General features: G+C 71.1%; 20 protein-coding genes. 7 read left to right on the top strand and 13 right to left on the bottom strand.

The features are described from left to right. Window positions 1-30 precede the first annotated feature (30 nt). The gene (locus ABT340_RS34315) at window positions 31-549 is read right to left on the bottom strand and encodes a hypothetical protein (RefSeq protein WP_352015053.1); all 519 of its coding nucleotides are present in this window, start codon (window positions 547-549) and stop codon (window positions 31-33) included. 424 nt (window positions 550-973) lie between these two features. Between ABT340_RS34315 and ABT340_RS34310 the strand changes: the two genes are divergently transcribed. Together ABT340_RS34310 and ABT340_RS34305 are read left to right on the top strand one after the other, a co-directional pair. Beyond that, window positions 974-2,416 carry an MFS transporter gene (locus ABT340_RS34310; RefSeq protein ID WP_352015052.1) on the top strand — a complete coding sequence of 481 codons (1,443 nt, stop codon included), beginning with the start codon at window positions 974-976 and terminating at the stop codon, window positions 2,414-2,416. A gap of 93 nt (window positions 2,417-2,509) precedes the next feature. Then, window positions 2,510-2,878: an ArsR/SmtB family transcription factor gene (locus ABT340_RS34305; RefSeq protein ID WP_352015051.1), complete on the top strand. Its 369-nt coding sequence runs from the start codon at window positions 2,510-2,512 to the stop codon at window positions 2,876-2,878. Here ABT340_RS34305 and ABT340_RS34300 read toward each other — a convergent pair. Next, window positions 2,850-3,845, bottom strand: a complete 996-nt coding sequence (locus ABT340_RS34300; RefSeq protein ID WP_352015050.1) for a GlxA family transcriptional regulator — start codon at window positions 3,843-3,845, stop codon at window positions 2,850-2,852. The two genes, ABT340_RS34305 and ABT340_RS34300, sit on opposite strands and share 29 nt — an antisense overlap. Window positions 3,846-3,946: 101 nt before the next feature. Here ABT340_RS34300 and ABT340_RS34295 point away from each other — a divergent pair, with 101 nt between their 5' ends. Continuing rightward, the gene (locus ABT340_RS34295) at window positions 3,947-5,053 is read left to right on the top strand and encodes a L,D-transpeptidase family protein (RefSeq protein ID WP_352015049.1); all 1,107 of its coding nucleotides are present in this window, start codon (window positions 3,947-3,949) and stop codon (window positions 5,051-5,053) included. A 6-nt stretch (window positions 5,054-5,059) separates the two neighbouring features. On the opposite strand, the gene ABT340_RS34290 is transcribed toward ABT340_RS34295, so the two are convergent. The 3 genes from ABT340_RS34290 to ABT340_RS34280 all read right to left on the bottom strand — a co-directional run bounded on the left by ABT340_RS34290 (window position 5,060) and on the right by ABT340_RS34280 (window position 10,642). After that, window positions 5,060-6,421 carry a HAMP domain-containing sensor histidine kinase gene (locus tag ABT340_RS34290; RefSeq protein WP_352015048.1) on the bottom strand — a complete coding sequence of 454 codons (1,362 nt, stop codon included), beginning with the start codon at window positions 6,419-6,421 and terminating at the stop codon, window positions 5,060-5,062. A 114-nt stretch (window positions 6,422-6,535) separates the two neighbouring features. Continuing rightward, entirely contained in the window at window positions 6,536-9,289 is a 2,754-nt protein-coding gene (locus ABT340_RS34285) for a helix-turn-helix transcriptional regulator (protein ID WP_352015047.1), read from the bottom strand. A gap of 24 nt (window positions 9,290-9,313) precedes the next feature. After that, window positions 9,314-10,642: an LCP family protein gene (locus ABT340_RS34280; protein ID WP_352015046.1), complete on the bottom strand. Its 1,329-nt coding sequence runs from the start codon at window positions 10,640-10,642 to the stop codon at window positions 9,314-9,316. Between the two features lie 331 nt (window positions 10,643-10,973). Between ABT340_RS34280 and ABT340_RS34275 the strand changes: the two genes are divergently transcribed. Further along, window positions 10,974-11,468, top strand: a complete 495-nt coding sequence (locus ABT340_RS34275; protein WP_352015075.1) for a GNAT family N-acetyltransferase — start codon at window positions 10,974-10,976, stop codon at window positions 11,466-11,468. Window positions 11,469-11,688: 220 nt separating this feature from the next. Further along, a complete protein-coding gene (locus ABT340_RS34270; RefSeq protein ID WP_352015045.1) occupies window positions 11,689-12,258 on the top strand; it encodes an NADPH-dependent FMN reductase in 570 nt (189 codons plus the stop codon). Window positions 12,259-12,260: 2 nt separating this feature from the next. On the opposite strand, the gene ABT340_RS34265 is transcribed toward ABT340_RS34270, so the two are convergent. The 8 genes from ABT340_RS34265 to ABT340_RS34230 form a co-directional block, all read right to left on the bottom strand. Beyond that, window positions 12,261-13,013, bottom strand: a complete 753-nt coding sequence (locus ABT340_RS34265) for a glycoside hydrolase family 16 protein (protein ID WP_352015044.1) — start codon at window positions 13,011-13,013, stop codon at window positions 12,261-12,263. Further along, window positions 13,013-14,794, bottom strand: coding sequence for a hypothetical protein (locus ABT340_RS34260; RefSeq protein ID WP_352015043.1), 1,782 nt, complete (start codon window positions 14,792-14,794; stop codon window positions 13,013-13,015). Before ABT340_RS34260 ends, ABT340_RS34265 begins: the two co-directional genes overlap by 1 nt. 17 nt (window positions 14,795-14,811) lie before the next feature. After that, the gene (locus ABT340_RS34255) at window positions 14,812-15,567 is read right to left on the bottom strand and encodes a hypothetical protein (protein WP_352015042.1); all 756 of its coding nucleotides are present in this window, start codon (window positions 15,565-15,567) and stop codon (window positions 14,812-14,814) included. Beyond that, entirely contained in the window at window positions 15,567-16,559 is a 993-nt protein-coding gene (locus ABT340_RS34250) for a MinD/ParA family ATP-binding protein (RefSeq protein ID WP_352015041.1), read from the bottom strand. Before ABT340_RS34250 ends, ABT340_RS34255 begins: the two co-directional genes overlap by 1 nt. Before the next feature lie 35 nt (window positions 16,560-16,594). Continuing rightward, window positions 16,595-18,538, bottom strand: a complete 1,944-nt coding sequence (locus ABT340_RS34245) for a hypothetical protein (protein WP_352015040.1) — start codon at window positions 18,536-18,538, stop codon at window positions 16,595-16,597. After that, window positions 18,535-20,301, bottom strand: a complete 1,767-nt coding sequence (locus ABT340_RS34240) for a hypothetical protein (RefSeq protein WP_352015039.1) — start codon at window positions 20,299-20,301, stop codon at window positions 18,535-18,537. The genes ABT340_RS34245 and ABT340_RS34240 overlap by 4 nt, the downstream gene beginning before the upstream one ends. A 29-nt stretch (window positions 20,302-20,330) precedes the next feature. Next, window positions 20,331-21,611 carry a DUF8094 domain-containing protein gene (locus ABT340_RS34235; RefSeq protein WP_352015038.1) on the bottom strand — a complete coding sequence of 427 codons (1,281 nt, stop codon included), beginning with the start codon at window positions 21,609-21,611 and terminating at the stop codon, window positions 20,331-20,333. A gap of 450 nt (window positions 21,612-22,061) precedes the next feature. Continuing rightward, window positions 22,062-23,621, bottom strand: a complete 1,560-nt coding sequence (locus tag ABT340_RS34230; RefSeq protein WP_352015037.1) for an MFS transporter — start codon at window positions 23,619-23,621, stop codon at window positions 22,062-22,064. A gap of 125 nt (window positions 23,622-23,746) precedes the next feature. Between ABT340_RS34230 and ABT340_RS34225 the strand changes: the two genes are divergently transcribed. Then, window positions 23,747-24,616 (top strand): NAD(P)-dependent oxidoreductase, encoded by an 870-nt coding sequence (locus tag ABT340_RS34225; RefSeq protein ID WP_352015036.1) that lies wholly within the window; start codon window positions 23,747-23,749, stop codon window positions 24,614-24,616. Window positions 24,617-25,061: 445 nt separating this feature from the next. Beyond that, window positions 25,062-26,261: a 5-aminolevulinate synthase gene (hemA, locus tag ABT340_RS34220; protein WP_352015035.1), complete on the top strand. Its 1,200-nt coding sequence runs from the start codon at window positions 25,062-25,064 to the stop codon at window positions 26,259-26,261. Window positions 26,262-26,267: the final 6 nt, after the last annotated feature.

Below are 26,267 nucleotides of genomic sequence, written 5' to 3'. Positions count from 1 at the left end.
TGGCGAACGTGTCGTCAGGCGTCTTCGACGTCAGCAGTTGCGGATGGACCACACCGGTTCCCAGTTGTAGTCGTGTACGCCCGAATCCGGAGTGAACGAGTGCAGCACCTCACCCGCCTGCCCGTAGAAGTACGACGTGACGCCTCCGGTCTGGTTGTTCGTGTAGAAGCCCTCGCCCTTCCAGTAGGACAGGCTGTACCTGGCGCACGTGTACAGCCGGAACTGCCGCCACTTGTTGGTCACGGGGTTCCACGCCTCGGGGCAGAGATTGCCGCTCGGACAGGTGATGGTCGTCCCGGGGTCGTACTCCGCGTAGCCGGCAGAGGGTGAGACCGTCGGAGGGTTCGCCAGGAGGGCGGACGTGGCGGGAGGGGCGGCCGGGCGCCTGGCCTGGCCGCCGGTCGCGCCCGCGGCCTCGGGGGCGTCCGGCGAGGTGACGGCCGCGCCGGTGGTGCTCACCGTCGTGCCGGTGGTGCTCGCGTCCGCCCCGGCGGGGGCGAGACCGGCCACCAGCACCGCCGCGGACAGAACGACTCCGATCCTTTTCATGATTGTCACTTGCGTGAATTCCCTTCTTGGAGGAGAGGGTCTTGCTGCGAGTGATCCGGGTCGGCACCGGCCTTCGGGACACGTGGTCCGGCCTGAATCGCCGACCAAAAGACAGATCTGGTCGGCAGGGCGACCAGTTCCGCAGGGAGAGCATAAGCAGACGTTCCACGGATGAACAAACTGATTATTTCTTCGCGCGAGAAAGCGGCTGGTCGTTATTGTGGCGGTGGGGTACTTTATTGTCTTTCCGGTGATTCCGGAAATGCTCGCCATGACAAGCCGTTTCCGCGGGGACGCTCCTGCCCGGCCGCCGGGGAAACCGGGGGGACCCCGCCGTCCGGCGGGCCGGGCAACGACCGTAAACGTCAGGGCAGGGGTGCCGGGGCGGGGCATGAGGTGATCCTTTCGGGGTAGCCGGGGAGGCATGAGCGACGTTCAGACGGGGACGGTGACCACGAAGGTCCCCGCGAGGTTGGACCGGCTGCCCTGGTCACGGTGGCACTGGATGATCATCATCGGCCTCGGAACCGTCTGGATCCTCGACGGCCTCGAAGTGACGATCATCGGTAACCTCTCCGCCCAGCTCGCCAAGCCCGGCAGCGGCCTGGAGATCACCCAGACCCAGGTCGCCGGTACGGCCGCCGCCCTCTACGTGGCCGGAGCGTGTCTCGGGGCGCTGTTCTTCGGCTGGCTGACCGACAGGTTCGGCCGTAAGCGGCTGTTCATCATCACGATGGTCGTCTACCTGGTGGCCACCGCCGCGACCGCGTTCTCGTTCTCGGCGTGGTGGTTCTTCCTGTTCCGTTTCATGACCGGGTTCGGTATCGGTGGTGAGTACGCCGCGATCAACTCCGCCATCGACGAGCTGATCCCGAGCCGCCACCGGGGGCGCATCGACATCGTCATCAACGGCAGCTACTGGCTGGGGGCCGCGGGCGGCGCCCTGTTGACGGTCCCGCTGCTCAACGGTTTCGCGGTGAACATCGGCTGGCGTATCGCCTTCGGTCTCGGCGTCGTCCTCGGCCTGGGCATCCTGCTCGTCCGGCGGCACGTGCCGGAGAGCCCGCGATGGCTGTTCATCCACGGCCGGGACCGGGAGGCGGAGGAACTCGTCGACGGCATCGAGGCCCAGGTGGAGGAGGAGAAGGGGACGCGCCTCGACGAGCCGGAGCGGTCCATGACCATCCACCAGCGCACGTCCATCGGGTTCGGGCGGATCGCCCACACCATGGTGGCCCGCTACCCCAAGCGCACGATCCTGGGCTTCTCCCTGTTCATCGGGCAGGCCTTCCTCTACAACGCCATCACCTTCGGGTACGCGCAGATCCTGTCGACGTTCTTCAAGATCGACACGACCACCGGTTACTTCTTCGCGGTCATCGCGATCGGCAACTTCCTCGGTCCCCTGCTGCTGGGGCACCTGTTCGACACCGTCGGCCGTGTCCCGATGATCTCGGCGACCTACATCGGCTCCGGTGTGCTGCTGCTGGGTACGGCCTGGCTCTTCTCCCAGGGGGTGCTGACCGCGGTGACCCTGACCGCCTGCTGGTGCGTGGTGCTCTTCTTCGCCTCGGCGGGGGCGAGCGCGGCCTACCTGACCGTCAGCGAGATCTTCCCGATGGAGACCAGGGCGATGGCCATCGCGTTCTTCTACGCGATCGGCACCTTCGTCGGAGGCGTCGCCGGCCCGTTGGTCTTCGCCAACCTCGTGGGCAGCGGCCAGGTCGGGGACACGGCGCTGGCCTTCTGCATCGGCGCGGTCCTCATGATCGCCGCGGGCCTGGTCGAGGTGTTCCTCGGCGTCAAGGCGGAGGGCAGGGGGCTTGAGGACATCGCGGAGCCGTTGAGCGCCGCCACACCGACGTGACGGTGCAATTCGGACGAAGAACGTTCCATAATCCGGACCGGGGACTTGATATGATAGTGATTATCATTTGAGCATCTGTTCAGGAGTTCGCCCATGGATGTCGCCACCGCGCCCGACATACACCCCACCATGGAGCTCGACGAGGCCGAGGCGGGGGCGACGCGAGAGCGGATCGTCACCGCGGAGGAGGCCACCCAGCTCGCGGAGCTGTTCCGGCTGCTGGGAGACCCGACCCGGGCCCAGCTTCTCTACGCCCTGCTCGAAGCCGGTGAACTGTGCGTCTACGACCTCACCGAGACGGTCCAGGTCAGCGACACCGCCGTTTCACACGCCCTGAGACTGCTGCGGACCGCGGGCATCGTGGCCAGTCGCAGGGCGGGCAGGATGATCTACTACCGGCTCGCCGACGTCCATGTCCGAATGCTCCTCGACCTCAGCCGTGAGCACCTACGGCATGGCTGAGGCCGTTCGCCGTCGGCCTGAACGTGCGGCGGTAGGCCATCGGTGAGACCCCGACCGTGCTCTGCATGTGCTGCCGCAGCGAGGCGGCGGTGCCGAAACCGGCCTGGGCGGCCACGGCGTCCACGGCCAGGTCGCTGGTCTCCAGCAGGCGGCGGGCCAGTTCGAGCCGCTGCAGGACGAGCCACTGGCCGGGACTGAGCCCGACCTCGTCGCGGAAGCGGCGGGTGAACGTACGGCGGCTCATCCTGGCGTGGGTGGCGAGGTCGACGAGAGACAGGGGCAGGTGCAGGCGTTCCAGCGCCCACGCCCTGGTCGTGGCGGTCGTCGCCGCGGCCTCCTCGGGCACCGGGCGCTCGATGAACTGGGCCTGGCCGCCGTCACGCCACGGCGGGACGACACAACTCCTGGCCACCCGGTTGGCCACCTCGCTGCCGTGGTCACGACGGACGATGTGCAGGCACAGATCGACCCCGGCGGCGACGCCCGCTGAGGTCAGCACGTCCCCGTCGTCGACGAACAACACGTCCGGGTCCAGCTTCACCTGGGGAAACAGCTTCTGGAACCGTTCGGTCCAGCTCCAGTGCGTGGTCGCGGGCCGTCCGTCGAGCAGTCCGGCGGCGGCGAGCACGTAGGCGGCGGTGCAGATCGAGACGAGCCTGGTGCCCGGCCTGATCAGGGCGAGCGCGTCGGCCAGGGGAGGCGGCAGCACCCCCTCCACGGCGATCGGGCCGAGCCGGTGGGTCGCCGGGATCACCACGGTGTCGGCGGTGGCCAGCACCTCGGCCCCGTGGTCCACGGAGATCGAGAAGTCGGCGTCCGTCTCGACGGGGCCACCGTCCAGGGTGCAGGTGAGCACCTCGTAGAGGTGTTCTCCCGCGGCGTTCCTGGCCATGCCGAAGACCCGGGACGGGATGCCGAGCTCGAAGGGGATGACACCGTCCAGGGCGAGTACCACGACTCTGTGCATGACCCGATCCTTACACACAAATGATTCGGGCCACCATGACTGGGTGATTCTTTGCGTTTCGTCACCTCGCCCCTCCGGACAGTGGGGGTACTTATCGCCATGTGATCAAGTTTTTGGCGGGGACGGTGGCTCTGTCCTTCGGCGCACTGGGCTTCGCGGCTTCGACACCCGGCGGCTCGTTGCGCCCCGGCGACTTCGCCACGCCCGTGAAACGGCTGCAGCAGGAACTGCTGAGGCTGGGGTTCGCGCCGGGACTGGTCAACGGCTACTACGGCTCGGAGACCCAGGCCGCCGTCTGGGCCTTCCAGAAGTCACAGGGGCTCGTGCCGCGTGACAGGGTCGGCAGGCGGACCTGGCGCGCCCTGGCCCACCCGCGCGTCCCGGCGCCGCTGGTGCCCGGCGGTGAGCCGCGGCGGGTGGAGATCGACCTGGAACGTCAGCTCCTCACCGTCTACCGGGGCCGTCACCGGGCACTCGTCTCCCACGTCTCCCCCGGCGCCGGACCCGCCTTCTGCCGGAACGGCCTCAGCTCGGCGGAGGAGGCCCCGACGGGGGACTTCCAGGTCGCCGAACGCCTTCCGCGTCCCGGGGTCGATCCGCTGGCCCCGATCTACGAGACGTTCTCCTTCGCGGCCTCCGGACCGGGCGGCGGCGGACCCGGACCGGGCGGCGGACCCGGGGCAGGGCCGAGCGGTGACAGACCCAAGGTCGGGACGGACGGTGACAGACCCAAGGCCGGGACGGACGGTGACAGGCCTGAGGTCAGGCCGAGCGGTGGTGGGTCCGAGGTCAGGCCGGTGCGCCGGATGAGGGAGGTCCCCCTCCCGGACGGAACGCCCCGTCCCCGGCCGACGGTCCGGCGGTCCTACCCGATCAACACGGTCGCGCCGGTCAGGCCGGCCCCCACGGTCAAGCCCGTCTACCCGATGGCCACGGTCAAGCCGATCCGCCCGGTCCCCACCGCCGGGCCGTTCCATCTGCGGCCCCCCGCCGAGCCCCCCGTCGGGCCCCCTGTCGGACCGATCGACATCGGGCCGATCAGCCGGGCCCCCGCCGTACGGCCCGTCCTGCCCGAGGCCCGGGCGCAGGCGAGCCCGGAGCCCGTCGCGTCCGCGGTCCGCGGGTGCGTCCGGGTTCCCACGCACGTCGCCGAGCGGCTCTTCGGCCTGGTCGAGCCGGGTGATCCGGTGTACGTCCGCCGCGGCTGAGAGCCGTCACGGCGTCGCCAGGGACAGGGGGAGTTTGAGGACGAGCCTGGCGCCCTGACCGTTCGTGCTGGTGGCCGCGTACAGGACGCCCTGGTGCGCCGAGGCGATGTCCCTGGCGATGGGCAGGCCGAGACCGGTCCCCCCGGCGTCGCGGCTGCGGGCCGAGTCCAGGCGGGCGAACCGCTGGAAGATCCGTTCGCGTTCCTCGGGCGGGATGCCGTGTCCGTCGTCGGCGATCTCGATGACGGCGTCCCCGTCCTGGCGCGCGACGTGGACGTCGACCTTGTTGGCCGCGTGACGGTCGGCGTTGGCGAGGAGGTTGGTCAGCAGGCGCGTCAGCTGGAGCCTGTCGCCCCTGACGACCACGTCCGGGGCGAGGTGCGTGCGGATCTCGTGCCGGGAGGGGCGGCGCCGTACCTCACCGGCGACCAGTTCGCCGAGGTCGATGGATTCGGGGTCGCCGGTGACCCCGGCGTCGAGATGGGCGAGCAGGAGGAGGTCGTTGACGATCGCCTGGAGGCGTTCGGCGTCGTTGAGCGCCGACCGTATCGTCTGGGAGTGGTCCTCGAACTCCGGGTCGGACAGGGCGAGTTCGAGCTTGGTGCGCAGTCCCGTCAGCGGGGTGCGCAGCTCGTGCGAGGCGTCGGAGACGAAGCGGCGCTGGCGTTCGGCGGCCTGGTCGAGCCGTTCGAGGGTGGTGTTGATGGTCCGGGTGAGCGCGCAGAACTCGGTCTCGTCGTCGCCGACGGTCAACCGGCGGCCGAGGTCGGAGGCGCTGATCGAGGCCATCTCCTCGCGCATCTCGTCGACCGGTTCCAGGGTCCGTCCGACGGCCCGCCAGGTGCCCCAGCCGAGCAGCGCCAGGAGCACGAGGGACAGACCGGCGAGCCCGAACTCCAGGGTGTGGCCCGTGACCAGCGCGGACTCGGGCGTCGCCGCGTAGACCATGACGCCCCCGGCGGGGGCGTTCGTGTCCAGCAGGCCCACGACGACGAAGCACGTCCTTTCGCCCGCCCGGGTGGCGCACGACCTGGTCTCCACCCGGTTGTCGTTGTCCGGAGGCCAGGCCCGGGTGATGGCGGGACGGCCCCTCATCGCCAGACTGGCCGCGAGGACCCGGCCGTCACGGGCGACGACCTGCAGGCGCCTGACCTGCTGCGTCGGCAGGATGTCGTCGTTCACCCTGCGGTTGACCTCGTACGCCTGCCGGGCGGCCTGCGAGACGAGTTGCACGGCCCGGTCGGAGAGCCAGGCGCGTATGGCGAGCGACGTCGCGGCCGAGCCGATCCCCAGGATCACCGCGAAGATCATGACCGTGGTGAGCGTCGCCCGGGCCCGGATCGAGCGAGGCCTTCGCCATGAAGCCACGCTTCCCCCCAAAAGATCCTCTTCTCCTATTTATAGGTTGTGGATCTTCACAGGAGAGCAAAGGCGAAATAGCCCTTATGTCCTTTTAAACGAGTGCGGCAATCGGATGGTCGATCAGTCGGAGAGGGCGATCGTCGCCAGCTCCCCACGGGAGGCGACCCCGAGTTTGGGATAGGCCTTGTAGAGGTGGTAGCCGACCGTGCGCGGGCTCAGGAAGAGCTGGGCGGCGATGTCCCGGTTCGACAGTCCACGGGCCGCGAGCCGTACGATCTGCAGTTCCTGCGGGGTGAGCAGGGCCAGCAGGCCGGGCGCCGAGGTGGCGGGGGCGGTTGAGCCGGTCGCGTTCAGCTCCGCCCTCGCCCGGTCCGCCCACGGCGTGGCCCCCAGTCGTTCGAAGACCTCAAGCGCGGCGCGCAGGTGGGGCCGGGCGTCGGCCTTCCTGCGCGTACGGCGCAGCCACTCCCCGTACAGCAGCGCGGTCCTGGCCCGTTCGAACGGCCGTCCCTCCACCCGCAGCGCCTCGGCGAAGTGCTCCTCGGAGTCGTCGAGCAGGGCCTGGCAGCGCGCGAGCAGGGCGCACGCCCACGGCTGCCCGATGCCGAGCGCCCACCGGCGGAAGCCGTCCAGGGCCTCGGCCGCCCGTTCGGGGGCGCCGAACCGTACCGCCGCCTCGACCAGGTCGGGAACACTGCGCTTCCCGGCCACCTGGTAGCCGCCCGCGACCGGTTCGAGACGCGAGAGCGCGGCCTCGATCCGGCCCCGCCCGAGGTCGAGGACGCCGAGCGCCCAGGTCGCCCACCCGTGGCCCGCCGGTCCCGCCGCGAGTGCCTCGTCGGCCAGCGCGCGGCAGCGCTCCTCGTCGCCTTCGAGCGCGGCGAGGTAGGCGAGGAAGGCTCCCAGCTGCGCGGCCCACTGCGTCTGCCCGGTGTCGCGCGCGATGCGCAGGCCCTCGGTCGCGGTGGTCAGCGCGTCGCGGTGCCGTCCGTGGAACATCTCGGTCTCGGCGAGGAAGAACAGCAGCGTGGGCAGCGTCCCGATGCCGCCCGTCGACCTGGCCTCGGCGACCAGCGCCCTGGCCGTCTCGCCGACCTCCTCGTCCTGCCCGGCGACCAGCCCCATCCCGCAGACCTGGACCAGGTCACCCGGGCGCGCGCCCGCCTCGCGGGCCTCGGCGATCGTCCTGGCCAGTGAGGGCGCCGTCCCGCTCCGCGTCAGCGTCGCCGTGACGAACGCGGCGACCGGCGCCAGCGGGTCACCGTCCGACAGGGACAGCGCACCGAGCCGGGCGGCGGCGTGGTCGACCTCGGCCGCGCCGATGTACCAGGCGCCGTGCAGGGCCTGGAACAGCATGCGCGCCGCCTCCGTGCCCCCGGTCAGGGCGGCCCCCTCGACCAGCGCCTCGTAGGCGGCGCGCACGGTCCCGCGCAGGAAGTCGGCGGTCGCGCGGACGTGCGTCAGCCGCGCCCCGAGCGCCGCCGTCCCCGAACGCTCCCCCGCCTCCGCGTGCTCCCCCGCCTCCGCACGCTCCCCCGGGCCCACGTGCTCTCCCGGCTCCGCACGCTCCCCCGGGCCCACGTGCTCTCCCGGCTCCGCGTGCTCCCCCGGGCCCAGGGCGAGTACGGCCAGCAACCGGGCGGCCTGTTCCGCGAGCGTCCCCGCCCGGTCGAGCTGGCCCGCCCACGCCGCCGTCTCCGCGGCCAGGGTGAGCCGTCCGGCCCGGGTGTCCGGCCGGAGGCTCAACCTGGCGGCCCGCTCGTAGGCGCTCGACGCGGCGGCGTACCCGCTGCGGTCGCTCGCCCGCGCGGCCGTACGCTCAAGCTCGGCGGCCACCTCCTCGTCGGGGCCGGTCGCGGCCATCGCCAGATGCCAGGCGCGCCGGTCGGCGTCCTCCCGGCCGTCCAGGGCCTCGGCGAGCGCCCGGTGTACGGCCAGCCGCAGACTGGGCGGGATCCCCTGGTAGACGGCGGCCCTGACCAGGGGGTGCCGGAAGGTCACGGTGCCCGCCTGGACCCTGACCAGGTCAGCGCTCTCCGCCGGATGCAGGTCTTCGAGGAAGTCCCCGAACGTGGCCGCGGCCCGCAGCACGACGCGCAGGTCACCGGTGTCCTCGGCCGAGGCGACGGCCAGCAGCCCCTGGGTCGCCTCGGGCAGCCGCTTGACCTGCCCGAGGAAGGCGTTCTGGACCCGGTCGGTCAGCGCCGGCGCCGTACCGTCTCCGGCGGCGGCCTTGGGCAGCTCGATCAGCGCGAGCGGATTGCCCCGCGCCTCGGCGAGCACGCGGTAGCGGGTGACGGGGTCGATCTCCGGACCGAGCAGGGCCGCGGAGGCGGGCGCGTCGAGGCCGCGCAGCACGAGCTCGTCGATTCCCTGGGCGGTGAACGGGTCACGCGCGGCGAGGATCAGCACGACCCCCTCCGCGTCCAGCCGTCGCGCGGCGAACAGCAGCGCGTCCGTCGAGGCCCGGTCGAGCCACTGGGCGTCGTCGACGAGCACCAGCAGCGGCCCCTCCTCGGCCAGCTCGGACAGCAGGGAGAGCACCGCGAGGCCGACCAGCAGCCGGTCCCCGGCCTGTACTGCGGCCAGCCCGAAGGCGGCCCTGACGGCCCGTTCCTGCTGCTCGGGCAGCGCGTCCAGCCGGTCGAGCACCGGCCGCAGCAGCAGGTGGAGCCCGGCGAAGGGCAGCTCGGCCTCCGACTCGATCCCGGTGCCGCGGAGCACCCGCGCGTCCCCGGCCGCGGCGTGGTCGAGCAGCGCGGTCTTGCCGATGCCGGGTTCGCCCCGCACGAGCAGGGCGCCGCTGCGGCCCGCGCGGGCCTCGGAGAGCAGCCGGTCGATCACGGCCTGTTCGGCGGCCCGCCCGTACAACATGCCCCGAACCCTACTCAACCAGGATCAGGTGCCCGCACAGGAGTCGTGGGTGGCGTCGAAGCCCTTCAGACTGTCGAGGTCGTCCTGCTTGAGCGGCTTGAGACCCTTCCAGTCGTCGCCGATGGTGAGGATGAGCCTGGGCGTGGTCGCCCGCCGTACGAGCAGGCCCGAGGACTTGAGCACGTCCCGGGTGAGGGTCGGCGCCGCGGGGGCGCCGTTCGGCGAGTAGGCGATCGTGGTCTTCGGGTACGGCTTGTGCGGCGCGTCGGTGATCTTGGCGATGTGGTAGCCGCGCTCTTCGAGCTGTACGGCCACCAGCGAGCCGAGACCCTTCCTGGCGGTCCCGTTGCGGACCTCGACCTGGATCTTCGACCGGGAGACCTTGGCCTGGCCGCCCCTGACGCCGGACCCCTTGACGGCCGTGTCCTTGGCGACGATCTGGAAGAGCTTCCTGCTCTGCGGCTCGACCCACTCGACCCGGCCCGGATAGGTGACGGAGTAGCGCCACGGTGTGGTGATGAAGTGGATCTGCCCGGCGGCCAGGCCCTGGGCGCTGGTCGCCAGGTCCTTCATCACGCTCGGGGTGAGCGCGGGGTCGGTGGTGACCGACTTGGTGGCCGCGTCGAGGAAACCGAAGAGCCGGGCCGGGTCGGTGAGCGTCTCGCCGCTCATCACCTTCTTGATCATGGAGGCGATGAACATCTGCTGTCGCTGGATGCGCCCGATGTCCGAGCCGTCACCCAGGCTGTAGCGGGCCCTGACGTAGCCGAGGGCCTGCTCGCCCTTGAGCGTCTGCTTGCCCGCGGGCAGGGTGAGCAGGGCCTTCTTGTCGCGGATCGGCTCGGGGATGCACACCTCGACCCCGCCGACCGCGTCGACCATGTCCTTGAAGCCGGTGAAGTCGACCTTCACGAAGTGGTCGATGCGGATGCCGGTGAGCGTCTCGATGGTCTTCCAGGTGCAGGTGATCCCGCCCGAGTTGAACGACTCGTTGATCATGCCCAGGTGTGCCCGCTGACCGGTGAGCCCCGGCTTCGCCTTGCAGTCGGGGAGCTGGACCATCGAGTCGCGGGGGAAGCTGACGACCATCGCGTTGTCCCGCTTCGGGGAGATGTGCGCGAGCATGATGGTGTCGGTGCGCTCGCCGGGGAACTTCCCGTATTTCGCGTTCTTGCCGCCGCGCTGGTCGGAGCCGACCACCAGGACGTTCAGCGCCTTGGTCGCGACCTTCACGGGACGGGCGCCCAGTTCCTCGTCGGGGACCTCGATGTGTTTGACGTTGCCGCTCAGCCTGAGGTAGGCACCCGCGACCGTCGCCACCGCCAGGACGACGACGGTGGTGACGATGGACACCAGCCACCACAGCCATTTGCGACGTCGCCGTGGGGCCTGGCCTTCCGGCTTCGTGGGCGCCTCTGTCAGCCCGCTACTCACGTGTCTCCCGGGGAGGATGGGTCAGGGACACGCCCATGACCGTGGAGCCGGTTCCCGGCCGTCGCTGAGTGTACTAATCCTCCGTAAGGGTGGGATAAGAACCGGGAATCACCCCATCTGCCCAGAGTGGTGGGGCGCCCCGGCCTGCCCGTCGATCGGCAGGGTAGCGCGTGCGCACGCTCCATGACCTGTGGACCGGTGGCTTCCGTAGAACCTTCGGCGGGAGATGTCCTGTTACGATCCGCCGGTGATGATCCGTGATGGACTGCCGGAGGATGTCCCCGCGGTCCTGGCGATGTTCGACAGCGCGGTCGCATGGCTGACGGCGCGGGGCCGTACCGGACAGTGGGGCGACCGGCCCTTCTCCGAGGACCCGGCCCGCGTCGAGAAGATCACCTCCTGGGCGCTCTCCGGCGGGATGCGCGTGGCCGAGGTGGACGGCGGGCCCGCGGGGTGCCTCGTGCTCGGCAACGCCGTCGAGTACGTGGAACCCGCGCCGGAACCCGAGCTCTACGTCCAGGGACTGGTGGTCGACCGCCGCTTCGGCGGCCACGGCGTCGGCGCGGCCCTGCTCGCCAGAGCCCGCGAGGAGGCGATCGAAGGCGGGGCCGTACTGCTGCGGGTGGACTGTTACGCCGGTGACGACGGCCGTCTCGTCGCCTACTACGAGAGCCAGGGCTTCACCAGGGCCGAGCCGTTCACGGTCGGCGCGTGGCCGGGGCAGGTCCTGCAGATGAGGCTGTGACCCGGACACGCTTGTAGACGGGGCTGTGCCTGGGCATGCGGGCGGGCCCCGCTGGTGAGAGCGTGACCTGGACACGCGGAACGGGCCTGTTGGTGAGGCGTGACCTGGACACATGGAACGGGTCCTGCGGACGGGAGTGTGACCGAAGTCGCGGTTGACCTCAAGCCAGCTTGAGGTTGCACGGTTGGGGGTACGAGCCGTGCACCCCGAGGAGGCCACCGTGCTGGACATCGCAGTGATCATCGCCAGTCCCCGCGAGGGCGGCGTCGGCACGACGATCGGCCGATGGTTCCTCACGCAGGCCGGCCGCCGGGCCGACCTGCGCCTCGACGTGATGGAGCTGAGCCGCACCCCGCTTCCCCCCGCCCAGCCGTCCCTGACGGGCGACACCGGGCAGGAGGCCGCCGCGCTGGCCGCCAGGATCGCCGCCGCCGACGGCTTCGTGGTCATCACCCCGGAGTACAACCACGCCTACCCCGCCTGCCTGAAGCTGGCGATCGACGCGGTCCGCCACGAGTGGGCCGCCAAACCCGTCGGGTTCGTCTCGTACGGCGGTCGCTCCGGGGGCCTGCGCGCGGTCGAACAGCTCCGCCTCGTCTTCGCCGAACTGCACGTGGTGTCCCTGCGCGAGACGGTGAGCTTCCACCACACCCCCGTGCTGTTCGACGCCGAGGACAGACCGACCGGGGGCGACGGCGCCGACGGCGCGGTCAAGATCATGCTCGACCAGCTCATCTGGTGGGCGACCACCCTCAAACAGGGCCGCCAGGCCAGGCCGTACACGCCCTGAAATCAGGACTCCAGGGGGTAGACGCGTAGCCAGTCGACCTCCATCCAGGCTTCGCCCTGGTCGCCCTGGCCGGGGAACCAGTCCAGTTGCAGGCAGACCGACATGGGGCTGCGGGCCGCGTTCGGCGAGCGGAACCACTCCTGACCGTCGAGGTAGCCGACGACCCCCTCCGAGGTGTTCTCCACGGCGTAGGTGTGCCAGTCGGTCATGTCCACCTGGGCGTGCGCCTGCTCCTGGCCCTGTGGCGTGTGCAGGAAGAAGTTGGGGCGCTGCCGCTGCGGGTCGTTGATGACCTCAAGGAAGTCGATCTCCTCCCCGGTGGAACTGCGCACGTTCCCGCCGCCCTCCTGCGGCCACAGCAGGGCGACCGGGTGGTAGGACCCGGCCCCCGGGTACAGCCGGATGCGCGTCTCCCAGCGACCGTAGGTCTGGACGTGGCGGGCGGCCAGCCCGGCGGTCGTGCCGTCGGCGCGGCCGTACAGGTAGAGGGCGCCGTCACCGAGGAAGAGCTGGTCCGGGGAGCGGCGGCCGTTGCCCGCGTGTCCCGGGGAGTCGTAGACGACCCACTCGTCCTCGTCGAGGTAGTCGTCGAACTCGGCGCACCAGGCGGGCGCGCCCCAGCCGAGGGCCTCGGCGTTCTCCGAGGGGGAGCAGTCGGCACCGGACAGCACCTGGCCCTGCGCGACGGTGAGGGTGCTCACCGCCAGCGCGGCCACCAGGCTGAGCACGGCTAATCGTAGGTTCGACCTGGACATCAGGATCGCCGCTCCTGTGGTCTGGCGCAGAGCGCGGAAGGACTGAAGCTCCAGCAACCCGGTGCCTTCGGCGACCAGGTCCCGGACGGGTTCGCGGGACGGCCCTCACGCCCGGCGGGTGGCCCGAAGGCCCACCGGGAGGTCACGGCCGCCGACCACGGCGTGTTCGCCGCCGCGGTGGGGAACTCGGAGGTACGGCTGTGCCACGGCCCGAGGCTCCAGCACGCGGCGAGCTGGTCGGCGCCGCAGACCCCGGAACCGATGGAGTGCCGCAACGGCGGCAACGGGACGACGACCACGGAGAAGGGGGACGAGGGGAAGGGCACAGCGGCGGGCGCAGTGGTGGATTCGGCAGTGGGTCCGGAGGCGGGCACTTCGGACGGTGCTGTGGCGGGTGCCGCGGTCGGTGTCACGGTGGGCACCTCGGACGGCACGGTGGCGGGTATCGCGGTCGGCACTGTGGCGGGTATCGCGGTCGGCACTGTGGCCGGCACAGCGGGAGTGGCCGTGGGTACGGCGGTCGGGGCCAGAGCCGGAACCGAGGTCGGAACCGGGGTCGGGGTCGGCGGGACCGGTTCGGGTGGGGAGGCGACGGAGACCGAGGGGCTCTTGGTCGTCGACTCGGGGTTCGTGCCGGTCTTCGCCTTCTGCCGCGTCTTCCTCCGGGCCTTCTCGTGGGCCTTCTCACCGCCGCTCTTCTTCGCGCCGGCCTTCGCACCGCCCTTCTTGTCACCGGCCTTCTTGGTGGTGTCGTTCTTTCCCTGGTCCTTCTTCTCGTCGTGTTTCGCGCCGGGCTTCTTCGCCGTGGGCTTCTCGCCGGTGGAGTTCTTCGGCGGCTTCGGGGAGGCGGTCAGGTCGTCGCCCGGCTTCTGCGCCGTGGCCGGGGCGGGCGGCGTCGTGGCCACCTGCGGAACCTCACCCTTGCCGGGCTTGCCGAGACCCGGGGTGGGAGCGGGGACCGGGGACGCCGGATCGTCGATCGAGAGCGAATCGATGTCACTCGTCTTCCCGGCGGGCGCCTTCAGCGCCGTGACAGCGGGGGTCTCCTGCGTCGTGGGGGCGTCCGTGTCGGAGGAGGGCTCCTTGTGTGCCGCCTTGGGGCGCGCGAGCGGCTTCGACGAGGAGGTCCCCTTGCCGGTTTCGGAGACTTTGGTGGACTTCCCGGCGGACTTCTTGGCGGGCTTCTTCGCGGAGCCACCGTCGGAGTCGCCAGCAGAGCCACCACCGGAGTCGCCGTCGGAACCGCCACCGGAGTCGCCGTCGGAACCGCCATCGGAGTCGCCGGTGGAACCGCCGTCGGAGTGATCGGCCGGCTGGTCGGATTCCGGAACGTCGGGGTCGGACCCCTCGGCGGGCGCCACCTCCCCGGCCTCCTCCGAGCCCCCGGAGCCGCCGGAACCCTTGGAACCTTCAGAGCTCTTGGAGCCCGCAGAGTCCTTGGAATCCCCAGAGCTCCCAGACCCCCCGGAGTCCTTGGACCCCCCGGAGCTCCCGGAACCTCCGGAACCCTTGGAATCCCCGGAGCTTCCGGAGTCCCCGGACCCCTCAGCGTCCCCGGACCCCCCGGAGTCCTTGGAGATCGACGAGCCCTCCGAATCGGAGAGCGCGGAGGTGTCCGACTCGGTCTCGGGAGCCGTCTGGGAGGTGGTCGAGGTCTCACTCGTGGGTTCGGCCAGGGCGCTCCACGGGTGGGCGGCGACCGCTCCCGCCGTCGCGGAGACCCCGGCGAGCAGCAGGCCTGACATCAGGGTGACGCGCCGGGACGGGATGCGTCGGGGCATGGGCGGTCCTCCTCGATCTAGGGGGTGGGGTCGGAACCGGCGATGGGCTTCCAGCCCGCGGCGGTGAACTCGGGACTGCCGGGCAGGGCGACCTGGGGCACCGTGGTCGTGACCGGGTCGGGGATGTTGACCCAGTCACCCTGGCTCGGGCCACGCATGGTGGGGTTCCAGCTCATGAGCAGGTTCATGGCGTACGGACTCGAATAGGTGGGGTCGGTGTCCCCGACGCCCTTGGTCGCGGTCACCTGGACCAGGACGGAGACCTGGACCAGGTCCTTCGAGCGGGAACGCCACTGGACGCCGATCGTCCTGGTTCGCATCGCGGCGTCCTCGGGCAGCGGTCCGGTCCTGGGCAGGCCGAGGGTCTGCCGCCATCCGGCGACCGCCGCCCGCGCCCCGGCCAGGGCCGTGTCCCGCTGCTCCGGCGGGGCGTACAGGACGGCGGCGTGCTCGGCCTGGGCGACGTCCAGCGTCCAGGCCCCCTCAAGCGCGGCGGCGGCGGCCGAGGCCGCCCCCAGGTCCGTGTGCGGGAACCCGACGGGATAACCCGCCTCGCTCTCGTAGCCGGACGGCTGCGCGAGCACGACGCCCCCGCCTCCGTCCTCGGCGGTGGAGACCGTCGAGACCACCTGGGGTTCCTGGCCGCCTCCCACGACGCGCCACATCACGGCCGCCAGCAGGATGGCCCCGACCATGGAGACGACGACGAGGAGCATCCTGCGGTTGTTGCGTGGCGGGCCGAGGTCCCAGTCCAGGTCGCCGTTCTTGGCCACTAGCGGCTCCGGTCCTGGCGCTGGCCGAACGCCTGGCCCGCCGCGGCGGCCAGACGCAGGTAGGCGCCCCTGGTGGTCGGGCGCAGCCGTACGAGGTCGACCTCGGCGCCCTCCTTGAGATGCGGGTCGTACGGCACGCGGATCACCGAGCGGCAGCGGGCGGCGAAGTGCCGTTCCAGCAGGCTGACGTCCACGTCGGACTTGGGCTCGACGGCGTTGAGCACGACGATGGCGTTCCTGACCAGGTCGGAGTGGCCGTGGGCGGTCAGCCAGTCCAGCGTCGCGGCGGCCGAGTTGGCGCCGTCGACGGCGACGAGGCTGACCAGCACGATCTGGTCGGCCAGCTCCAGCGTCGCCCCCATGGCGCCGTGCAGCAGCCCCGTCCCGCAGTCGGTGATGCAGATGGAGTAGTAACGCTCGATGAGCCCGGCGACCGTCCGGTAGTCGTCGGCGTCGAACGCCTCGCTCACCGCCGGGTCGCTGTCTGAGGCGAGGACCTCAAGCCGGGCGGGCGACTGGGAGGTGAAGGCGCGCGCGTCGGCGTAACGCATGATGTGCGGGGCCTCGGCGAGCATGGTGCGGATGGTCGCCGCGGTCTCCGACTTGACCTTCAGCCCGAGGGTGCCCCGGTCGGGGTTGGCGTCGATGGCGATCACCCGGTCGCCCCGCAGGGAGGCCAGGGTGTTGCCGAGGGCGACGGTCGTGGTGGTCTTGCCGACCCCGCCCTTGAGACTCATCACCGCGATCCGGTGGTGGCCGCTGGCCACCGGGGTCTGGGCCTGGGCGATCAGCGTGCGGCGTTCCAGTTCGGCGCTCGACTCGGCGGGGGTGATCCTCCCGCCGGAGACCTGCCACACCAGGCGGCGCCAGCCGCCGGTCGGTTCGGGACGTCGGTTGATGAGCAGGTGTTCGGCGGTGAGGGGGACCGTCTCCTGGAACGGTTCGCCCTGCGGGGGCGGCGAAGCCTGGATCTGGGGGGACGTCTCCGTCATGGCCAGGGTCCTTTCACAGAGGGCAGCGCGGGAGGTCAGCAGGTCTGCCAGCGCACCGTGGTGGTGATCGAGTCGTCGGGTCCGTGGACGGTCAGGGAGGTCGTCGCGGTGAAGGGCGTGCCGCACCAGTGGCGGATGCGGTGGGCGCGCAGGGCGATCACGTCGGGGCGGCCCGGCCGTGTGGTGCCGCTCGACGGGCGCACCGTCAGGCCGGGGGCCGTGACGCGCCACCGCAGGGGGGAGCCCGTCACGGTGAGGAGGATGTTCCCCTGACCGAACTCGTCGAGCGTCACCAGGGGAGGGACGCGCACCCGCTTGGCGAGTTCCCCCGACCCTCCCGGCTCTCCCGAGGCGGACCCGGACGACTCGGCCCCGGGGAACGTCAGCTGGGGCGAGGCCGTCGGCCGGTCGGGTGTCTGGCTCTGCGTGGTCGTCCGCAGGGAGGTCACCGTGTCCCGCGACCCCATCACGGGCGCCAGGAGGTTCATCCCCAGCAGGGTGCCCGTCGCGCCCGCGACGACGACGATCACGACCTTGACGGTGGTGTTCCTGAGCCACGTCCCGAGGGGGGCGAGCGCCTCCAGGACGCGGACCCCGAGGGGATACCCCTCCGTATCGTCCGGCTCGCGTCCCGTCGCGGGCTTCTGGGGGGACTTCTGGGAGGACTTGGCGACGGCGGGCAGGGACGGCATGGTGGCCGAGGCGTCCGTCTCGCGTTCGGCGGTGTTCCGCGCCCATGCCTGGGTGAACAGGGCGTCGTAGAGCGGGGTGTTCTGCCCGGGGACGGGCGGCGCGAGTGGCGGCCCCGAGGGCACCGGGGGCCCCGGGGTGGACAGCACGGGCAGGGACGGCAGCGTGGGACGGTCCCTGTGCTGCTCGGGGGACCTCGGGGTCTCGGAGGACTTGGGAGACCTGGAGGACGTGGGGGAGCGGTCTCCCGAGGCCGGGCCGTACGGCATGGAGCGGTCCCGGCGGCTGCGCCGGTCGGTTTCGGTCTCGGGCGCCGGACGATCCCGGCGGTCAGGGCTCTGCTTCGGCCCGGTACGGCTCACGCCCTCGGGACGGACGGTCCGGTAGGGCATCGTGGAGCGGTCCTGCCTGGCGGGACGCGTCCGGGGGTCCACGGCGGCGGGGGGCCCGGCGGCGGGTTCGGTACCGGTTTCCGCGACGGCCGTGGGCGCGGCGAGCGGTCCCGCTCCGGTGATGCCCGGGGAACGCCTGGCCGGGGGCTTCGGCGGGGACGGCGGCGGCTCGGGCAGGGCGTCCAGGAGCTGACGCCGGACCTGCGGGGGAAGCGAGCGGATGCGCGGATGGGAGACCATCTGCGGGACCGTGTAACGGATGTTGATCGGCCGCGCGCACACCGGGCACTTCAGCATGTGGGAGATCAGGTCCCCCCGTGCCTCCGCGTCGATGTCGGCGGCCGTCCACTCCTCCTCGGGGAAGATCCGCTCGACGAGGGGGCCCAGCTCGGGGCAGGTGCGGCGGTGGTTGGCGAGGGCGTCGAGCCCGCTGGCCAGGATCTCCAGCAGGTCCTGGGTGCGGGTGGCGAGCCTGGTGACCTCCTCGACCGGCATGGCCAGGACGTGCGCGAGGTCCTCGGTGGTGAGTCCGTGGCGGTACATCAGCCTGAGCGTCTCGGTGCCCAGCGGTTCGACGAGCGACCAGACGCGCTCGGTGACCTCCTCGTCCGGCATGCCGGGCCCCGTGTCGGGGACGTAGATCTCCCGGTGGTCGGGGGACGCCAGGCAGTCACGCCGCAGGGCGGAGAACAGCCGTCCTCTGACGCCGACCCCCTCCGGCGGGGACGGCTCGGCCAGGCACGCGGTCAGCACGGAGGCGACCGCGGGTAACGCCCGGCCTGAGGCGAGGTGGGAGGCGGCGTAGTCCAGCAGGTGCGCGCCGTGTTCGCTCACCCACGCCGCCCCCTCGCCGCCGGCGCCGGGCGTGACACGCCCGACGCCGGTGGAGGTGCTCATGGTCCGGTGGGCCCGTCCTGGTCCGGCTCGACCTGGCCGGGGCCGTTCTTGATGTAGCGACGGGTCTCGTACGGCCCCGCGTCGGACGGGGTCTCCCGCCGCTGCTGCTTGGAGTGGCTCGTCTGCTGGTCGGGCTGCGGCTGGGCGGGTACGAGGCCGCCGGACTGGTCGTGCTTGTCGGGCTGGGCCGGGGGCTGCTGGCCGTACTCGCCGTTCTGGCCCTGCTGGTTCTGCTGGTCGGGCTGGCCCTGCTGACCGGGCTGGTCGTCCTGGCCGTAGGGGTCGTACTGGTCGTTCTGGTCCGGCTGCTGCTGCTCGGGCTGCGCGGGGGCCTGGGGAGACTGGGCGGGGGCCTGGTCCGTCACCACGAACTCCAGGTTCCGCTCGGGCAGGCCGGTGAACTTGGTCCAGTTGCTGACCTCGCCGGGCGCGGGCTCGGCGTAGAGCCAGCGGACGAAGGCGGGCCACCGGCAGGAGTCGCGGGGGATGACCGCGCCGTCCTGGTCGGCGCCGAGCTCGCGCAGCTCGTCCTCGGTGTAGTCACGGCACGGCGGGGTTCCCGGCGGGGCGATGTTGAGGTCCCACACGCCGTTCTCGTCGGTGTAGCGCATGTTCTTGTCGAGCCCCAGGGCCTCCTGGGCCCGCTTGAGCAACTCGGGGTCCTTGAAGACCGGCAGCGTCTCTACTCCCGCTCCCATGGGGGCGGGCTGGAGCACGGTCTGGTCGGGCTCCTGCTCGGGGGTGAACGCCTCCCCGTTCTCGTCGGTCGTCTCGGTCGTCTCGGGCGCCGACTGCGCGTCCGGGTGGTGTTTGCCCGAGGACTTCGGAGCGGCGTCCGAAGTCTTGGGAGCGGCGTCCGAGGACTTGGGAGCGGCGTCCTGGGGCTGGTTGACCGGGTTCTGGGGCTTCTGCTTGGCGGTTGTCTTGGGCGGCGTGACCGGCTTGGCCGTGCCGTTGGGCAGGGCGGGCTTGAGGGCGCCGGTCGGCTTGGCGGCCTTGGGCGGCTTGGGAGAGTCCGGCTGCGGCTTCTCGTCACGGTCGGCGACCTTCGGCGCGTCCGCGCCGATGCCGAGCTTCGGCTTCTCCGCGAGGGTCGCGGGCTTGTCGATCACACTGCCGTTGTCCGAGATGCCCCCGCTGACCTTCTTCGTCGGCGGGGGTGGGGGCGGGTCGGCCTTGGTGTTCGTCTTCGGGGGCTGGACCGGGGCGGAGACGGGTGCCTTCTGCGTGGTGCCGCCGCCTCCACCGCCTCCGCCCCCGCCGCCCGTGTTGCTCTTCGGGGGGGCGTCGTTCTTGACGGGCTTGACCGTCGGCTGCGGCGCGGCCTTCGGCGCTGTGTCCTTGGCGTCCTTGGTGTCCTTGGCCGTCCCGGACTTGGGGTTGCTGGGACGCTGGAGCGGGGCCGTGGCACTGGCCAGCACGGGCAGGCCGATGCAGCCTCCCGCGCTTCCTGAGACGGCGTGCCCGTCGGCGGTCGCGGTCAGGCAGACCTTCGCACCGGCCAGGGCCGTGCCGAGGGGACCCTTCTTGCTGATCGTGCTGCCCGCGTCGGAGCCGGACAGCGACGGGGCCTCGCCCGCCTTCCACGCCTGGGCGAGTTCGTCCAGGTGATAGGTCCCCGCGGCCAGCCGTACGGACTGCTCGGCGGGGGGCTGGGAACGGGCGGCGATGACGGTTCCCAGCCCGGCGCCGGCACCGAACACGCCGATCGCGATGCTCGCGGTGATCACCGTCGCACGTGAGGGCTTACGTGAAGGTGTCATATGGGCGTTCCTCTTCTCCCGGTGGGACGTCAGTCGCCGTGGCTCTCCAGGACCTCACTCCACTCGCCCAGTACACGGACGGGGTCGGTGGAGCCGGCGGGGGGTACATATGTCACGTACATCCGTCCATAGGTGGCGCTCGCCGAGTGGGTGAACGCCTTGTTGCGCGTGCGGACTGCGGCGGAACCCTTCAGGGTGACCTTCGCCCCCGCGCGCTCGGCCATGCGGGTGTCGGTTGAGCGCGCCGAGTACCAGACCAGGGCGCCCCCGTCCCCGGTTCGCAGCGCCCGGATCGGGCCCTCCTGACGGTAGGTCAGGCTGAGGATCCATCCGGCGTCCTCAAGCTGGGCGCGTTCCTGCTGCCAGAACTTCACGGTCTCGCTGGTCCACGGCCCGTCCTCGAATCTCTGGTCGGGCTTGGCGCTCTCCAGGCTCTCCAGGTGCTCCTCGGCGATCTGGCGCGGGGTCGCGACCAGGCCGGTGGCGTTCTCAGGAAGGCTCGTGGCGTAGCCTTCGGCGTCCGTGGCGATCTTGGGGAAGGCGGGCAGGATCGCGCGGGTGTCGAGTCCCGAGGCGACCAGGCGCCAGCCCGCCGGGGTCGAGCTCATCAGGTCGACGACCCGGGCGATGCCGGTCTCGTGGGCGACCGCGACGAACCAGTCGGGGGAGCCCTCGACGTGCCGGGGCACCCACACCTGCGGGTTCGGCCAGGTGCCCGAGGCGACCGTTTCGCCCTGCATCTTGGCGGTCTTGAAGCTGGCCCGGGTCATCTCGACCGCCAGTCCGCCTTCGAGCTTGCCCATGGCCGCCGAGTCCATCCGGGTCTGAACCGCCGACAGGTTCTTCTGGTACGAGCCGTGGATGCGGTAGGCCTGCCGGACGGTGAGCTGGGGGGACTCCTCGGGCTTCGCGGTCGTCCCGATGGCGGTCTTGCCCGGTGGCGCGGTGGCGGAGGCGCCGTCCCCGGCGCCGCTCCGGTCGACGTAGACCGAGGTGGAGGGGGCGGGCTTGCCGGCGTCGGTGTCCGAGGGGCTCCGCGACGCCGCTCCCCAGCCCGCGCTCGACGTCTGCGGCGAGGGGTCGGCCACGAGGGTCTGCGGGGTCGCGGAGTTGGCCCTGATCAGCCAGACGCCCGCGCCCGCGACGACCACGGAGAGGGTTCCGAACAGTACGGCACGGCGCCAGTTGAACGTCGGCAGGCTCTCGGGGTGCCAGTCGGACTCGTGCTCAGATTCGTCTCCGGTGGAAGCGCCGCCACGACCGGGAGGCCAGGCTTCCTCATCTGGGAAATCTGATGCACGCCATGACATAGGTCCAAATATTAGACTGACCGTGATCCATTGGGAAGGTAAAGCGCAATGGTAATCGGCACTTATGGTTATTAAGTTATAAATAATACATAATCATAGATATGTGCTGTCCGAAACCCCTCCTTTGCGGCCGGGTGCCGAGGCCGTACGGGGGGTGCCGGAACCTCTCTGGAGAGGTTCGCGGCCTGAGGTTTGCGCTGGTCTGCGCTATTTGCTGGTGATCTGATATTTCCCTGAAGCGGGGTTTCCGTTCTCCTTGCGTTGTATTTCCGTTTTCCGGGGGTGGGGGCGGGGAGGGGGAAATCGTTTCCAGCCCCGAGGCGCCGTCCCGGCCCCCCGGCGGTCGGACGGAATGGCCCGCGCCCTTTCGAGGTGCCCGATCGGGCGAGCTGAACACGACAATTAGGGGCTGTCCCTTTTCCCGAACGCGCGAGGGTTTCCCGGCGCGGGTCAGCCGATCCGCGCGGGCTCGTCGTCCTGCGCGCGGCCCGCGTCGTCGAGGACCACCTCCGGGATCTCCTTGGGAACACCGCGCAGCGTGAACAGCACGGCCACCGCCAGTACGGCCAGCAGCGCGGCCCCCGTCACCAGCGTGGTCCGCATGCCGTCGAGGAAGGCCAGCCTCGCGGCCCGCCCGACGGCCTCCGCGACCTGGGCGGGCAGGCCGGCCGCGACCTGCAGCGCCCCGCCGAGTGACTCCCCGATCTGCCCGGCCACCCGGTCCGGCACCCCGGCGGGCAGCCGCAGGCCGTCGCGGTAGGCGCCGTTCAGCACACTTCCCAGTACGGCGATGCCCAGCGCGCCGCCCATCTCCTGACCGGTCTCCGCGATGGCCGAGGCAGCCCCGGCCCGTTCCCTGGGGACGGAGGCCAGGATGGTGTCACCGGTGACGGCGAAGGCGAACCCGTTGCCGAACCCCGCGAGGACCATGGCGAGCAGCATGTACGGGTAGCCGGTGTCCGTCCCGAACCGGCTGTACAGCACGAACGCCGTCGCGCCGAGGGCCAGCCCGAGGGCCACGACCCGGGCCCTGCCGAGCAGGCCGACCAGCGGGGTCGCCAGGGCGCCGCCGACCGCCGCGCCGAGTCCGCCGGGCAGGCTCGCCAGCCCCGAGACCAGCGGCGACCACCCCAGGACGAGCTGGAAGTACTGCGCGAAGGCCAGTGAGGCGGCCAGCATGGAGAAGATGCACACGACGTTGGCCCCGACCGCGCCGGAGAAGGCGCGGTGGTGGAAGAGCCGCACGTCGATGAGGGGTTCGGCCAGCCGCCGCTGACGCCGGACGAACAGGGCGAGAACCACCACGCCGACCACCGCCGCGACCAGGACGCCGGGCGCGGTCACCCCGTCGTGGGCGGCGTTCTTCACCGCGTAGATGACCGCGACCACCCCGACGATCGACAGCGGGACGCTGACCGGGTCGATCCGCCCCGGGTTCGGGTTGCGCGACTCGGGGAGCACGAGGGCGCCGGCGACGACGATCAGCGCGGCGACCGGGACGTTGACCAGGAAGACCGACCCCCACCAGAAGTGGTCGAGCAGCAGGCCCCCGATCACCGGGCCGAGGGCGAAGCCGAGCGCCGAGACGCTGCTCCAGACGCCGACCGCGGTGGCCCGCTCGCGGGGGGAGGTGAAGACGTTGCGGATGATCGACAGGGTCGAGGGCATGACGGTCGCGCCCGCGACGCCGAGCAGCGCCCTGGCGGCGATCAGCAGCTCCGGCGTCGGGGCGTAGGCCGTCAGCGCGGAGGCGCAGGCGAAGGCGACGAGCCCGGCCAGCAGCAGCCTCCTGCGCCCGATCCGGTCGCCGAGGTTGCCCATCGTGACCAGGAGCCCGGCCAGGGCGAAGCCGTACACGTCGACGATCCACAGGAACTGGGTGGCGGAGGGGCGCATGTCCCGCGTCAGCTTCGGCGCGGCCAGGTGGAGCACGGTCAGATCGATGCTGAGGAGCAGTACGGCGAGACAGGCGACGGCCAGTGTGCCCCACCGGCGGGAGGAGGAGATCATGGGAGGAGCGTCGGTGACGGCGTTGACGGGACGCTGACCGGACGCTGACGGCCCGTCCGGTTGCGCTTCCGTGGATCAGGGAAGCCCTCCGGTAGGCGGGAACGGGGACGACGGAGGGGAAGGCAATGCGGGTAGCGGTGCTCGGGATGGGTCGGATGGGCAGGGCGATGGCCCAGCGACTGCTCGCCCGCGGTCACACGGTGCGGGTCTGGAACCGTACGCCGGGCAGGGCCGCCGAGGTGGTCGACGCGGGCGCGACCGAGGTCCACTCGCCGCTGGACGCCGCGCTGGACGCCGAGGCCGTGCTGCTGTCCCTCGCCGACGACCGGGCCAGCCGCGACGTGATGGGACGGCTCGTCTCCCTGGGGCCGGACGAGGCGACGGTCATCGCCGACACGAGCACCGTCTCCCCTTCGACCTCCCGTGAGCTGCGGGACATCGCGCCCGGCCGCCGTTTCGTGGCCGCGCCGGTCATCGGGGCGCCGCAGGCGGTGGTCGAGGGACAGGCCACGGTGCTGATCGGCGGCGATCGGGAGTACGCCCGCGACCTCGACCCCGTCTGGTGCGACCTGTTCGCGGTCCAGCACTACTGCGGGGAGGACCCTGGCGGCGCGCTGACGTTCAAGCTGCTCAGCAACTACCTGCTCATGGCCGGGCTCGCCGTGCTCGGTGAGGTGGTCGCGACCGGTCAGGCGGCCGGGCTCGACCAGGAGAGGCTTCGCGACTTCCTGAGCCGCTGGCCGACCGTGGCCCCCGCCCTGCACAACCGGCTCGACGACGTCCTCGACGGTGACCACAAGGGCTGGTTCACCACCCCGCTCGGCGCCAAGGACGTACGGCTGGCCGTCGAGCTCGGGGAGTCCCTCGGCCTCGAACTGCCCGTCGCCCGGCTGGTCGAGCGACGTTACGAGGAGGCCGCGGAGAACGGCTGGGCGGACCGCGACATCGCGGCGGTCGTCGAGCTGGTTCGCCGCCGTCCGGAACCCCCCAGGTGACGGCCGGAAAACACGGCTGATTTCCTTCAAACGCTGATAAACCCCGGCTTGACAGGAATTCCCAACATCCCTACTGTCTGTGTAGGTAATATAGGAAATAGCGCACATATCCCTGATTAGGGTCTGTGCGGGACAGCACTTCCGTGGCCACTCTCGCGATAGGGGCGACGAGATCGATGGCAAGAACGAGAGCTGATCTTTCCGGCGCACGCGGGGCGGCGACGTCCCGCACGGAGCCTGGTGGCGCGCCCACCACCTGTCGGACCTGTACCGAGAGCTGAGAGGCCGGGGGCCGCCGTGGCGGCTGACCCGTTTCGTTTTCCGTGGCGCGTGCCCCTGGGGCCGGGGCCGCCGGATCGCCGTGTCCGTCTCACGGGCGCCGTCGCCACAGGCCGAAGGTTGGGCCGACTCCTCCAGAAACCGGGGTTGAATCATCATGCGGACGTTGACGGAGCACACGAACACGCTGCTGGGGATATTTCCCAAGAAAATCGAAGAACTTAAAAAGGACGGGCTTTATCGCAGTTTCGTCCCCTTCTCCCATCTGGCCGCCGAACGCGGCCACGCGGTACACGGCACAGACGGTGCGGGCCGGGTCCAGGTCTGGTGCAGCAACGACTACCTCGGACTCAGCCAGCACCCCGAGGTCATCCGGGCGCAACTCGACTCGACCGTGGAACACGGCACGGGCAGCGGCGGATCACGCAACATCGCGGGCACCAGCGCGGCCCACGTCGAACTGGAGACCAGACTCGCGGCCTGGCACGGCAAGGAACGCGCGCTGGTCTTCTCCAGCGGCTACATCGCCAACTTCGAGACGCTGAGCACCGTCATCTCCGCGCTCCCCGGCATCGTCGTCTTCTCCGACGCCAAGAACCACCGTTCCCTCATCGAGGGAATCCTCCGTACGGGATGCGCGAAACACATCTTCCCGCACAACGACCTCGACGAGCTGGAGAGGGCGCTCGCCCAGTACGACCACGACCGTCCCAAGCTGATCGTGTTCGAGACCGTCTACTCGATGGACGGCGACGTCACCCCGGTGCGCGCCATCTGCGACCTCGCGGAGAAGTACAACGCGCTGACCTTCGTGGACGAGACGCACGCCGTGGGCACCAGGGGCCCGACGGGCGCCGGAGTGTGCGAGGAGGCCGGGGAGAACAGGCCGACCTTCGTGCAGGGCGTCTTCAGCAAGGCCTTCGGGACGGTGGGCGGATACGTGGCGGGTCCCGACGCGGCGCTGGACTACGTCCGCTCCCACGCGCCCGGGTTCATCTTCACCACCTCGCTGCCCCACTCCAGCCTGGACGCCACGCTCAGAAGCCTGGAACTCATCCAGGACGGCGACGCCCTCAGGCGCGCGCTGGCCGACAACGTGCGTCACCTGAAACAGGCGCTGCGCGCCGCCGGGATCGGCTTCCTCGACGCGGACAGCCACCTGGTCCCGGTGCTGGTGCCCGGCGCCGAACGTGTCAGGCGGGTGGCGCGCGTGCTCTTCGAGGAACACGACGTCTACGTCACCCCGATCAACTTCCCCTCCGTGCCCAGGGGCGCGGAGCGCTTCCGGATCACCGTTCCGCCCTTCAGGACCTCCGGCCAGATCGACGACTTCGTGGCCGCGCTGCGCAAGAGCCTGGACTCCTGAACGCCT

It is taken from the genome of Streptosporangium sp. NPDC000239, from assembly GCF_040300765.1.
Lineage (GTDB): Bacteria > Actinomycetota > Actinomycetes > Streptosporangiales > Streptosporangiaceae > Streptosporangium.
The sequence above is the reverse complement of the archived record's forward strand: the minus strand, read 5'-3'. Positions and strand labels throughout refer to the sequence as shown.